The sequence below is a fragment of the Streptococcus oriscaviae genome (genome assembly GCF_018137985.1).
In the GTDB taxonomy this organism is placed as follows: Bacteria; Bacillota; Bacilli; order Lactobacillales; family Streptococcaceae; genus Streptococcus; species Streptococcus oriscaviae.
Genome location: NZ_CP073084.1, coordinates 1713845 through 1726768 on the forward strand (window position 1 = coordinate 1713845; position 12924 = coordinate 1726768).

At 45.9% G+C, this 12924-nt stretch carries 13 protein-coding genes; 12 read left to right on the forward strand and 1 reads right to left on the reverse strand.

Translation table 11 applies throughout. From position 1 onward, the window contains the following. The first annotated feature begins 58 nt into the window (after window positions 1-58). The 10 genes from treR (at window position 59) to INT76_RS08725 (ending at window position 8842) form a co-directional block, all read left to right on the forward strand. The gene (gene treR / locus INT76_RS08680) at window positions 59-772 is read left to right on the forward strand and encodes a trehalose operon repressor (protein ID WP_212573054.1); all 714 of its coding nucleotides are present in this window, start codon (window positions 59-61) and stop codon (window positions 770-772) included. A gap of 62 nt (window positions 773-834) precedes the next feature. After that, a complete protein-coding gene (locus tag INT76_RS08685; RefSeq protein ID WP_212570052.1) occupies window positions 835-1140 on the forward strand; it encodes a hypothetical protein in 306 nt (101 codons plus the stop codon). Window positions 1141-1143: 3 nt separating this feature from the next. Further along, window positions 1144-1692 carry a CvpA family protein gene (locus tag INT76_RS08690; RefSeq protein ID WP_212570053.1) on the forward strand — a complete coding sequence of 183 codons (549 nt, stop codon included), beginning with the start codon at window positions 1144-1146 and terminating at the stop codon, window positions 1690-1692. Window positions 1693-1765: 73 nt separating this feature from the next. Continuing rightward, complete coding sequence (locus tag INT76_RS08695; protein ID WP_212570054.1) at window positions 1766-4099, forward strand: endonuclease MutS2; 2334 nt, start codon at window positions 1766-1768, stop codon at window positions 4097-4099. 24 nt (window positions 4100-4123) lie between these two features. Continuing rightward, a complete protein-coding gene (locus tag INT76_RS08700; RefSeq protein ID WP_212570055.1) occupies window positions 4124-4774 on the forward strand; it encodes a GNAT family N-acetyltransferase in 651 nt (216 codons plus the stop codon). 180 nt (window positions 4775-4954) lie between these two features. Beyond that, on the forward strand, window positions 4955-5269 hold the full coding sequence (gene trxA / locus INT76_RS08705) for a thioredoxin (RefSeq protein WP_212570056.1): 315 nt from the start codon (window positions 4955-4957) through the stop codon (window positions 5267-5269). Window positions 5270-5343: 74 nt separating this feature from the next. Further along, window positions 5344-6309: a peptide-methionine (R)-S-oxide reductase MsrB gene (msrB, locus tag INT76_RS08710; protein ID WP_212570057.1), complete on the forward strand. Its 966-nt coding sequence runs from the start codon at window positions 5344-5346 to the stop codon at window positions 6307-6309. A gap of 135 nt (window positions 6310-6444) precedes the next feature. Next, complete coding sequence (locus INT76_RS08715; protein ID WP_212570058.1) at window positions 6445-7287, forward strand: mechanosensitive ion channel family protein; 843 nt, start codon at window positions 6445-6447, stop codon at window positions 7285-7287. A gap of 24 nt (window positions 7288-7311) precedes the next feature. Then, the gene (locus tag INT76_RS08720; protein ID WP_212570059.1) at window positions 7312-7905 is read left to right on the forward strand and encodes a DUF4352 domain-containing protein; all 594 of its coding nucleotides are present in this window, start codon (window positions 7312-7314) and stop codon (window positions 7903-7905) included. A 148-nt stretch (window positions 7906-8053) separates the two neighbouring features. Next, complete coding sequence (locus tag INT76_RS08725) at window positions 8054-8842, forward strand: DUF6612 family protein (protein WP_212570060.1); 789 nt, start codon at window positions 8054-8056, stop codon at window positions 8840-8842. A 142-nt stretch (window positions 8843-8984) separates the two neighbouring features. Here INT76_RS08725 and gdhA read toward each other — a convergent pair whose 3' ends face one another. After that, the gene (gene gdhA, locus INT76_RS08730; RefSeq protein WP_212570061.1) at window positions 8985-10331 is read right to left on the reverse strand and encodes an NADP-specific glutamate dehydrogenase; all 1347 of its coding nucleotides are present in this window, start codon (window positions 10329-10331) and stop codon (window positions 8985-8987) included. Between the two features lie 196 nt (window positions 10332-10527). On the opposite strand from gdhA, the gene INT76_RS08735 reads away from it, so the two are divergent. Then, on the forward strand, window positions 10528-11466 hold the full coding sequence (locus INT76_RS08735; RefSeq protein ID WP_212570062.1) for a dihydroorotate oxidase: 939 nt from the start codon (window positions 10528-10530) through the stop codon (window positions 11464-11466). An 86-nt stretch (window positions 11467-11552) separates the two neighbouring features. After that, window positions 11553-12803, forward strand: a complete 1251-nt coding sequence (locus INT76_RS08740) for a CapA family protein (protein WP_212570063.1) — start codon at window positions 11553-11555, stop codon at window positions 12801-12803. Window positions 12804-12924: the final 121 nt, after the last annotated feature.

The window sequence follows — 12924 nt, forward strand, 5'->3', positions numbered from 1 at the left end:
AAATTTGTTATAATAGTAGCAGTTGTATGATGAATACCAGACCAATTATGAGGAAATGATGAAAAAATACCAAGAAATTTTTAATGACATAAAAGAAAAAATTATCAATCAGACCTATCCTGCAGAAAGTTCCTTGCCAACTGAAAAAGAGCTGCAAACTCTTTACGGTGTCAGCCGGGACACGATTCGAAAGGCTCTCTCCCTCCTGACCGAACGTGGCTTGATTCAAAAGGTGCAAGGGAGAGGCTCGCTGGTTCTCAAGCAAGAAGTCCTCAACTTTCCGGTATCGGGCTTGACCTCTTATCAAGAATTAGCTCAAAGCCTTCATATCAATAGCCAGACAGAAGTGGTTAGCCTAGAATTGCTAACAGTTAATAGCAATCTGGCCCAACTGACAGGCTTTGAAGTGTTTAGCAAGGTCTGGAAGGTTGTCCGTACAAGGTCGATTGATGGAAAGGTTTCTGTCCTCGACACCGACTATCTGGCACAGGAATTGATTCCTGTACTGACAGAGGAAATTGCTAGTCAGTCCATCTATGCCTACCTAGAAGGGGAGCTGGGATTGGACATTGCCTATGCACAGAAAGAGATTACGGTGGAGCCAACCAGTCCGGAAGAGCAAAAGCTGATGCATACCCAAGATGAGTTTCTGGTCTTAATTCGTTCCCGCGTCTATCTGGGGGATACCCGTCAATTTCAGTACACAGAAAGCAAGCACAAGATTGACAAATTCCGCTTTGTTGACTTTGCCCGCCGCAAACACTCTCTTTAGGCCTTTTCTTGGCAATAGCCAAAAATCCTATTTTAAGGTATAATGGAAAATGAGGTATTTTTATGGCAAATTTAAATCGATACAAATTTACATTTGGTAGTAAGCAGTTGACCCTGACAACTGAGCATGACAACCTTTTTATGGAAGAAATTGAGCGCATCGCGCAAGAGAAATACAAGGCGCTGAGAGAGAAAATGCCGACAGCAGATCAGGAAACCTTGGCCCTCTTGCTTGCCATCAATGCTTTTTCTGTGCAGCTGACCCGTGAGATGGCTTTTGAGAAGACTGAAGCGGAACTGGCTTCAATGAAAGAGAAGGTTTTGAAAAAAAATGTGACCTTGATTGACCTGGACGAACTAGAGGACTAAGCTATGATTTCACTTGTCTTATTGATTATTTTAGCTTGGAGTTTCTACATCGGGTACAGTCGCGGACTGATTCTGCAAGCCTATTACACCTTTTCAAGCCTGTTGGCTTTGATTATTGCGACAGGCTCTTATAAAAAATTGGCGGATTTGCTTTATCTTTGGGTGCCGTTTGCCAATGCGACCGAAGGTGCCAGCACCTATTATTTTGAACAAGAATACCTGTTTGACTTGGATAAGGTCTTTTATGCTGGCTTGGCTTTTCTTGTGGTCTACACGGCAGTATATGTCCTCATGCGCATCATCGGGATTTTTATGCACCTGTTGGACAACTTCAGTCCAGATAATTTGCAGATGAACCTGCTCAGTGGCGGACTTTCTGTTGTGGTCACCTTGATTTCCTTACAGATTGGGCTGACCATCCTCAGCACCATCCCAGTAGCCGCTGTTCAGGATGCGCTTCACAATAGTTTCTTGGCCAATGCCATTATCCAGTACACCCCTATTACCAGCAGTTTTTTCAAGCAACTGTGGCTGAGCAATATCACAGGCTAGGGGTACCTTTACATACTAGACACAAAAAAGGTAGTGAAGGCCACTTCACTTCCTCTTTTTATAAGGAAAGACGATGAATAAAAAGATACTAGAAACCTTGGAATTTCACAAGGTGAAAGCACTTGTAGAACCTTATCTGGTCACCGAGCAAGGGCAAGCAGAGCTGCAGGAACTGATGCCTATGACAGAAAGTAGCCGCATCCAGCAAGCCTTTGACGAGTTGAGCGATATGGGGCAGATTTTTGTCGAGCGACCGCATTTTGCACTGGGAGCGACCAGTGAAATTGGCCCTGCTATGCGGCGTTTGGAGCTGGATACTGACCTCAACATACCAGAGCTGTTAGCAGTAAAAAAAGTCTTGGCTGTTTCCAAAGAGCTTGTGGACTTTTATAGCAATTTAGAAAATGTAGACCTGGTTCAACTCCCCCAGCTGTTTGAAAAAATTGAACTTTTCCCAAGTGTGCAAGGAGCCTTACAAGCAATCAACGAAGCTGGCTTTGTTGAGGATTTTGCTTCGGAAAACTTGAGCAAGATTCGCCGCCGGATTCGTGAGTCAGAAGATCAGGTTCGTCAGGTGCTGCAAGACTTGCTCAAGACCAAGGGGGATATGCTGTCTGATACGGTCTTGGCTAGTCGAAACGGTCGCAATGTATTGCCGGTCAAGAATACCTACTGCAATCGGATCGCCGGAGTTGTTCATGATATTTCAGCCTCAGGCTCAACCGTCTATATCGAACCAAGGGCAGTAGTGGCCATCAACGAGGACATTTCCAATAGTCGGGCAGAAGAACGGCATGAAATAAGCCGTATTCTGCAAGACCTGTCCGACCACCTCCGCCCTCACAGTGGGATCATCCGCAATAATGCCTGGATTATCGGGCATCTTGACTTCGTACGGGCCAAGCACCTCTTTGCGCGTGATCAACAGGCGGTGGTTCCCCAGCTATCAGACAGTCAAGACATTGCACTTCTCAATGTGCGCCATCCCTTGCTGACACAGGCTGTGCCAAACGACCTTTATTTTGGCAGAGCATTGCAGGCAATTGTGATTACAGGTCCCAACACGGGTGGGAAGACCATCATGCTCAAAACCTTGGGCTTGATACACCTCATGGCCCAATCCGGCCTGCCCATTCTAGCGGACAAGGGCAGTCGAGTAGCTGTTTTTAGGGAAATTTTTGCGGACATCGGAGATGAACAGTCTATCGAGCAAAGTTTATCAACCTTCTCCAGTCACATGACTCATACAGTGGCTATTTTGGAGCAGGCCGATCAGGATTCCCTCATTCTGTTTGATGAATTGGGAGCAGGAACTGACCCTCAAGAGGGAGCCTCTCTTGCTATGGCGATTTTGGATGAGCTGCGGTTACGGGGAATCAAGACCATGGCGACAACCCATTATCCAGAACTCAAAGCCTATGGGATTGAGATGGCAGGTGTCGAAAATGCCAGCATGGAATTTGACAGCAACACCTTGCGTCCGACCTACAAATTCATGCAGGGAGTTCCGGGCCGTTCCAATGCTTTTGAAATTGCTCGCAGACTGGGCTTGGCAGACAAGGTTATTCAGTCCGCCCAAAACTGGACAGATACCGACAGCGATGTCAATCGGATTATTGAAAAACTGGAACACCAAACGGTGGAAAGCCGGAGGCGTTTAGACCATATCCGAGAGGTGGAACAAGAAAATCTCAAGATGAATCGCGTCCTGCGCAAACTGTATGATGAGTTGAATCGGGAGCGGGAAAATGAATTAAACAAGGCGCGGCTGGAAGCGCAGGAAATCGTGGATGTGGCTCTCGCTGAAAGTAAAAGTATCCTCAAAAATCTCCATGAACAAGCCAGCCTCAAACCTCATCAGATTATTGAAGCCAAGGCAGCACTGAAAAAACTCGCTCCGCAAGTGGTGGATTTATCCAAAAACAAGGTTCTGAAAAAGGTCAAGGAGGAAAGAGCAGCCAAGGTTGGTGATGATATTGTGGTCACAGCCTATGGACAAAGGGGAACGCTCACCAACCAACTCAAGGATGGCCGTTGGGAAGCTCAGGTCGGCTTGATTAAGATGACCCTCAAACCCGATGAATTCAACCTTGTCAAAGCTGAAAAGGATAACCAGCCCAAACAGCGTCAGGTTCATACTGTTAAGCGGGCCAATGTCAAAGGCCCTAAGGCAAGATTGGATCTGCGTGGCAAACGCTACGAGGAGGCCATGTTGGAGCTGGATGAATTTATCGACCAAGCCCTTCTCAACAACCTTTCTCAAGTGGACATCATCCACGGTATCGGTACCGGTGTCATCCGCGAAGCTGTGACCAAATACCTGCGCCGCAACCGCAACGTCAAGGAATTTGGCTACGCCCCACAAAATGCTGGCGGCTCCGGCTGTACGATTGTGACGTTTAAATAGAAAATCGATTGACAAGGAGTCCCCATGATTATTAGAAAATACCAAGTTGGCGACGAAAAAGGCTGGGTCTACTGTAAGGCACTCAGTTACCTCTTTTCACCTTTTTTTGACGATAGGGAAACAGAAAAGCCAGCTCTTTTGGCAGACGTTTACGACTATCGGGTAGAGTGGGTGGCTGAGCAGGATGGTGAGATTGTTGGCTTGCTGGACATTGATATTTATAATCAAGAAAACAGTCAGGCCTACCTTTATGCTCCCTCTAAGCGTACAGCCTACTTTACTAATTTGGCGGTTCATCCTGACTTTCAAGGGCAAGGGCTTGCCCAGGCTCTCTATGAAAAAGCAGAGCAGGAATTAAGAGAGCAAGGGGTAGAAAAGTTAGCTATCTTTACTAGAGAAGGAGCTGTGACCAATCACCTCTATCAAAAATGGGGTGGGCAGCTAGTCTGCTCAGACTATTTGGTTGTAGGAGTGCCCAAGGATACTCCTTATGTCCGTTTTGGAATCGACCTAGACAAGGGACAATTAGCCTTTTCTGACGAATCAGGCAGGAATCTTCCCTACTATCTCAGAGAGGGTGTCTATGTAGTCAGTGAAAAATCAAGCTTGGAACTTTTTGACATAGAATCTGTTTACCAAGAATTGACCTATGTGGTGGATTTTACTGCAATATAGCTTAAAACAAAAGGAAAAAGAGAATGCATCCCATTCTGCGAAGTTGTTTTGCAGGAGTGGCTTGTCTGTTTCTCCGATATTTTCTAAGAATAGCTCTCCCAATGCCACCCCGTAGCAAATATTAGATAATTCTCTTGCTTTGGTGTAGAATAAGAGTACGAAAACAAAAGGAGAAAGAAAATGGTTCAAGTTATTACTGATGCACACTTTGAAGCTGAAACACAAGAAGGCGTTGTTCTGGTGGACTTCTGGGCACCTTGGTGTGGCCCTTGTCGCATGCAGGCTCCAATCCTTGAGCAGCTTGCTGAAGAAGTGGATGAAGATACCTTGCGTATCTACAAGATGAACGTGGATGAAAATCCAGAAACTGCTCGCCAGTTTGGCATCATGTCTATTCCGACCCTTCTTTTTAAGAAGGATGGTCAAGTGGTCAAACAGGTAGCCGGTGTTCATACCAAAGCACAAATTCAGGCTATCTTAGCTGAAATTGGCTAACATCCAAGTATTGAATAGAAAAGATGAACTCAGGCAGGTCCTGAGTTTTTTGCACAGAAAGGACAGACAATAATATGAAGAAAATCTATCTAGCAGGTGGTTGCTTTTGGGGTTTGGAAGGTTATTTCTCCCAGATTGACGGCATTCTAGAAACCAGTGTCGGCTATGCCAATGGTCAGGTGGAAACAACTTCCTATCAGCTGCTCAAGCAGACGGATCATGCAGAAACGGTCTATGTCAGCTACGATGAGAACCGACTAAACTTACGGACCATCTTGCTCTACTATTTCCGTGTCATTGACCCGCTCTCCGTCAACCAGCAGGGGCCGGATAAGGGGCGTCAGTATCGGACAGGTATCTACTATGTGGATGAGGCAGATTTGCCCATCATTGAAGCCGTTATGGAGGAACAATCAGTCCAGTTTGGCGGTCGTCCGCTAGCTGTTGAGGTAGAGCCGCTGCGCCATTACATCCTAGCAGAAGAGTATCATCAGGATTATCTTTTGAAAAATCCCCAAGGGTACTGCCATATTGATCTGGGACAGGCCAAGATTCCAGTCATCGATGCAGATGACTATCAAAAGCCGAGTCAGGAAGCCCTGCGCGAAAGCCTAAACGACCTTCAATACAAGGTCACTCAGGAGGCCGCCACCGAACGCCCCTTTGAGAATGAATTTTGGAACAGTGATGAAGCTGGACTTTATGTAGACATTACAACAGGTGAACCTCTCTTTCTCTCCACAGACAAGTTTGACTCGGGCTGCGGCTGGCCCTCCTTTACCAAACCCATCAGCAAGGAAGTTGCCAGCTATTACCAAGACCTATCACATGGGATGAACCGCATTGAGGTTCGCAGCCGGGCTGGCGGAGCCCACCTCGGTCACGTTTTTGATGACGGCCCGCGTGACAAAGGAGGTCTGCGCTATTGTATCAACTCGGCAGCCCTGCGCTTTATTCCCAGAGAAGAAATGGAAGCAGCAGGATATGGACTTTTTTTGGATCTTTTGTCAGATGAAATGAGTAGGAACAACAGACTTTAGGCAGAGAGGAAAGTCAAGGGGCTTACCAGTCTTGAGGGCTTGTTTTAGAAAAAATGTAACGGAGTGCCATTATCTACTAGCGAAAGGGTGCGAAAATAGCTATCTTCTGCTATAATAAGAAAAGAAAGGAATGATATGACAGATTTTATTCAAAAATACCTAGCCCAGTTTAATCTGGAGTCCATTCTAACAACCCTTCTCAATAAAACCTTATCGCTCATTCTGCTCTTTCTTGCCTTTTGGGTGGTGAAGAAAATAGTTAAGGCCTCCATCAAGAAGATTCTAGTTCCCTCGCTCAAGGTATCCACGCAGGATATCGGACGTCAGAAGACCATCAGCCGACTGGTGGATAGCCTGTTGAGCTACCTCTTGTATTTCATCCTGTTTTACTTTATTCTGACGATTTTAGGCCTGCCAGTTGCCAGTCTGTTTGCTGGAGCTGGGATTGCCGGAGTTGCTATCGGTTTGGGTGCCCAAGGTTTTCTGTCGGATTTGGTTAATGGTTTCTTTATCCTGTTAGAGCGGCAGTTTGATGTAGGAGATGTGGTGCGACTGACCAATGGCCCCATCACTATCTCAGGTACCATCACTAGCGTAGGAATTCGGACAACTCAGGTTCGAGATGCGGACGGAACGCTCCACTTTATCCCCAACCGCAATATCCTCGTCGTCAGCAATCAGTCGCGCGGCGATATGCGGGCGCAGATTGATATTCCTCTGAGATTGACGACCGATTTGGAAAAAGTGTATCAGGTCATCGAAGAAGTCAACCAGCGCGAACTTCCTCGCTATGAGCAGGTAACAGGCGCGACCGTTTTAGGCCCGCAAAATTCGTCCACTGGTCAATTTTCTTTCCGTGTTCATCTTTTTGTGACAAATGGGCAGCAACATGCCATCTACCATCAGTTTTATGGGCTTTATCAAGAAGCTCTCTTACAGGCGGGCATTGATTTGCCAACCTCTACCCCCATTCGATAGGAATCAATAGAAAAGGAGTATTATATGTTTCCAAAAGAATTTGTCATCGAAGATGGCATCGTTTACTACCGCAAGAAGCCTCTCTACAAGCAACCACTGTTTTGGACAACAATTGTGGGGGCTGGGATTTCTGCGATTTTGGGAATTGTCGTTGTTATTCTGCTAGTCGCTCTAGGAACCTATGAAATCAACAATTCAGACTACCTGACAGATGAATACGGCTACTATGATGATGTGACGTTTTATACAAACTATGAAATTGGTGAGGCGGTGGAGTTTGACGATGGCCTTACGGTGACCGTCCAGTCTATGAAGGAAGATCCGACTGTCAAACTGGTAGATAGTTACAACTCCAATGCTATGGTGGTTGACTTGGTGGTAGAAAATACCTTGGATGAGGATTTCTATTTTGACGAGTATGCCTTTTCCCTCAGAGATAGCCTTACCGATGACTACCTATCCCTAGATTTTCGGACTTACGATGTCAATATTCCAGAAAAATTGGCTCCCGGAGAAAAGCTCAATCTAAAATTGATTTATGGTTTCAACGGTGAAAGTGACCTCTCCTTCACCTATGACGAAGCTTCGTGGGACATCATTCTAAGCGAAGGACTCTAATCTAGTTACAAAACAAGGATAAGCGAATCCTTGTTTTTTTGCTTGCTTTGAATAGGTTTGAAAGAGCAAACTACCTCAAATTTGTTGAACAGAATTGAAAAACGCGTTAGAATAAGGAAACACACATAACCATTAGGAGGGAAAGATAATGAAAAAGATTCTTGCGTTTTTTGGGATTCTTTGCTTGCTGCCATTTTCTTTAGCAGCCTGCGCTACACAGGCAGAAAAAGACGGAACTACTGAGTCTAGCAATGTAGCTACAACTGAGGAAACCAACATGTCCGTTGCAGATTTTCTTGATAAAGTTGCCCAAGCTAATGAAAAAGTGGAAACAGTCCATTTTGATATGGATTTGTCTTTCCAAATCAATGAGGATAAAAAAAGTCAGGATATGCAAGCCGATATAGATTACGGCAATACTGGCGGAACGATTCAACGTGCCCATGCTCTGATTGATGAAGTGAACAACGGACAGGAAACCTATCAAGAGTATATTTTACCCGGTGGGGAAGGCAATCCCGTCTATTTACGAACCAGTAAGGACGGGGCTTGGGAAAAACAGCTGAGCGACGGGCGTTACTACATTCAGCCAGGGTACTTTAGCTTTCTCAAGATTCTCTCCTCAATGGAGAACGACCTAGAATTGGAAGAAAGCAGTGACCGTTATACATTGGTTATCAAAAGCCAAAACATTGATTTGGTTTCGCTTTTTAAGGACGAATTAAATTTATTCATCACAGGCATTAGTCAAACAGAAGTAGAGAAGGGCTTCAAGGTGACCTTTGACAAGAAAACACTCTATATGACTGGTTTTGAAATGACCTTTGAATACGAAGGAAGTGCTGGGGTTTTGCATATAGACGTTGAAACCGCCTTTTCTAGCTGGAACCAACTAGAGGAGGCTACCTTACAAGCGCCGGATAATGCTCCGCTTTAGACAAAGAAAAGGACCGTGCAATAATAGAACAGCAAAAGACACTCCTGTTTCTAGTTTACTAGATGTCAACAGGGGTGTTTTGTTATGGCTTGAAGCCGTAAACGCAAAAGAGCTAGAAGTTCCAGCTCTTTTGTTGTTCTATTTACACCAAGCCTTGGGCGATCATGGTATCTGCGATTTTTTCAAAGGCAGCGATGTTGGCACCTGCTAGGTAGTCTGTACCCAGGTTGTATTTTTCCGCGGTTGTTTTGGCTGTGTCAAAGATGTTGGCCATGATGTCCTTGAGGCGGCCGTCTACTTCCTCGCGTGTCCATGAGAGGCGAAGGCTATTTTGGCTCATTTCAAGGGCAGATACGGCTACACCACCAGCGTTAGCAGCTTTGGCCAGTCCGTAAAGAACGCCATTTTCCTTGTAAACTTTGATGGCATCAAGGTCAGACGGCATGTTGGCACCTTCGGCCACACAGTATACGCCATTTTTCACCAGACGAGCTGCCTGTTCACCATTGATTTCGTTTTGGGTGGCACATGGCAGAGCGATGTCAGCTTTTCCGTCATAGTTCCAGACAGAGCCTTCAAAGTATTTGGCTGTCGCTTTTTCAGCCGCATATTCTGTCAAGCGCGCGCGGCGTTTTTCCTTGACATCTACCAAGAGGTCAAAGTCGATACCGGTTTCGTCGATGATGTAGCCGTTTGAGTCGGATACAGAGATAACCTTAGCGCCGAGCTCTGTTGCCTTTTGAACAGCATATTGGGCAACGTTACCAGAGCCTGAGATAAGAACTGTTTGGTCTTTGAAGGACTTGCCGTTGGCAGCCAACATATTGTCTGTAAAGTAGACCAAGCCGTAGCCTGTCGCTTCTGGACGGATGAGGGAACCGCCAAAGCCAAGAGGTTTACCAGTCAAGACGCCGGCATCAAATTGGCGGAGGCGTTTGTACTGGCCGTACATGTAGCCAATTTCACGGCCACCAACACCGATGTCACCAGCTGGCACATCCAGCGAAGGGCCGATGTGTTTTTGCAATTCGGTCATAAAGCTTTGGCAGAAACGCATGATTTCAGCGTCTGTTTTTCCTTTAGGGTCAAAGTCTGAACCCCCTTTACCACCGCCGATTGGCAGGCCAGTCAAGACATTCTTGAAGATTTGCTCAAAACCGAGGAATTTCAAGATAGACTGGTTAACAGTTGGGTGGAAGCGAAGACCGCCTTTGTATGGTCCGACTGCTGAGTTGAATTGGACGCGGTAGCCGCGGTTAACTTGCACATTTCCGTCCTTGTCAGTCCATGGTACACGGAAGCTGATGATACGCTCTGGCTCAACGATACGGGCTAGGACGTTTTCAGTGATATATTCTGGATGGGCTTCAAAGACTGGCTCCAAGGTCGCGAAGAGCTCTTCAACGGCTTGGAGAAATTCTGTTTCATGTGGGTTGCGAGCTTTTACTGCTTCAAAAGATTGGGCGATATAAGCTTTTGCAGTTGTCATAAGGTCACCTGATTTCTTTTTATTTATTAAATTGTCTGACAATTTAATTTTCTGTTGATTATTATAGCACCAAGTATTTGAAAAGTAAAGAAAAAAATAAACGATTCTGAGAATTTTTTGATTTTATCGTAAAAGACGAATGTTTTTGCGGGTTTTTATGGTACAATATACAGGAAGTACATATAAGGAGGATGATATGGTTTCTACACATACGACTTTAGGTGGATTTTCTTTTGATAACTGTCTGATGAATGCAGCAGGGGTTTGGTGCATGACCAAGGAAGAATTGGCAGGTGTCAAGGATTCCGCAGCAGGAACCTTTGTGACTAAGACAGCAACCTTGGACTATCGGGCTGGTAATCCAGAGCCTCGCTACCAAAATGTTCCCTTGGGCTCCATCAATTCCATGGGCCTGCCCAATCAAGGTCTCGCCTACTACTTGGACTACCTCTTAGAATTGCAGGAAACGGAGCCAGAACGCACCTTTGTCTTGTCTTTGGTAGGAATGTCGCCTGATGAAACCCACACCATCCTCAAGCAGGTAGAAGCAAGTGACTTCAAAGGCCTGACTGAGTTGAATTTGTCTTGTCCAAACGTACCTGGCAAGCCACAGATCGCCTACGATTTTGAAACAACAGAGGCCATCTTGCATGAGGTGTTCACCTACTTTACCAAGCCTTTAGGCATTAAGTTGCCGCCTTATTTTGACATCGTTCACTTTGATCAGGCGGCGGCCATCTTCAATCAATTTCCTCTGGCCTTTGTCAACTGCGTTAACTCAATTGGCAATGGACTCTATATCGAAGACGAGCAAGTGGTTATCAAGCCCAAAAACGGTTTTGGTGGTATCGGCGGTGAATATATCAAGCCAACTGCCCTAGCCAACGTCCACGCCTTTTACCAGCGGCTCAAGCCTGAGATTCAAATCGTGGGGACTGGCGGTGTCCTGACGGGCCGTGATGCCTTTGAGCATATCCTCTGTGGGGCCAGCATGGTTCAAATTGGAACCACTCTTCAAAAAGAAGGTCTGTCGGCTTTTGAGAGAATTACCAATGAACTCAAGGCTATTATGAAAGAAAAGGGCTACGAGAGTCTGGATGATTTCCGTGGCAAATTGCGTTATATAGAAGATTAAGGGCAGAGAGTTTCTCTGTCTTTTTCCTCTAGCTTTTTAGTCAAAAAAAGCTTATACTAGAAGGGAGATTTGGAAGGAGAATGACCATGAGAAGAAATCGTACTCGGATTGGAAAGCGCAGACGGCAAAAAAGGCTGACTTGGTTGGCTCTCGCACCTCTGGCCGTACTGGTTGTTGTTGCGGTAGGCTGGCCCATTTATGCCTTGCTGACTTCTCAGCGTACTCAATCGCCTGTCACCACTACTCGTGACAGTAGCTCCACCCCTCAGGCACAGACGGCTCGTATCATGGCTCATGGGGACTTGCTGTACCATACGCCCCTCATTCGTAGTGTGTTGCAGGCAGATGGTTCATACAATTTCAGTGAGAATTTTACCTACGTCAAGCCATGGATTGAACAGGCGGATTTGGCCATCGCTGACTTTGAGGGAACGATTTCGTCAGACTATCCTCTGGGCGGCTACCCTCTCTTTAATGCTCCAGCTTCCGTGGTTACAGCCATTCAGGAAACAGGTTATGACGTGGTTGATTTAGCCCACAACCATATCTTGGACTCTCATCTGTCCGGCTTGATTTCCACAGTAAATGCCTTTCGGACAGCGGGAGTTGATACCGTCGGTGTCTACGCTGAGGGCAATCGGGCAACAGCTCCTTTAACGATTCGAGAAGTAAAGGGGATTAAGATAGCCATCTTGGGCTATGCCTATGGCTTTAATGGTATGGAAGGCAATTTGACTCAGGAAGAATATGAGGCCTACCTATCAGATTTGAACCTAGATAAGATGCAGGCGGAGCTGGCGCGTGCAGAAGCGGAGGCAGATTTTACGATTGTCATGCCGCAAATGGGAACAGAATACCAGCTTGAACCAACGCAGGAACAGCGCGAACTTTACCATCAGATGGTGGAGTGGGGAGCGGATTTGGTTCTCGGTGGCCACCCCCATGTGGTGGAGCCGGCTGAAATCATGGAAAAAGACGGCCAACGTAAGCTGATTATTTACTCCATGGGTAACTTCTTGTCTGATCAGCGGATAGAAACCATGGACGGGGAAACCAATGCCCAGTGGACAGAAAGAGGAATTCTTCTTGATGTGACCTTGGAAAAAACAGATGGAGCGACCGTCATCAAAACAGCTCAGGCCCATCCAACTTGGGTCAATAAGACGTCTAAGGGAACCTATACAGAAGAAGGGTTGGAGAACTACCTGTATCAGACCTACATCTTGGAAGATTTTATTGATAGTGGGCAGTACCGAGAGCAGTTAGATCCAGAAACGCAGCAGCGGATAGACACCGCCTACTTGGAAATGCAGGCCCATGTAGGCTTGAATTGGTAAGAGGTTAAAGGAATGGCAATTAAACTAGTAGCGACCGAAATTTGTAGAAGTTAAATGATACAAATAAACGATTAAAATCCATTGAAATAGCTTGGTTTCAAGGCTTTTTAGCTGTTCTTAA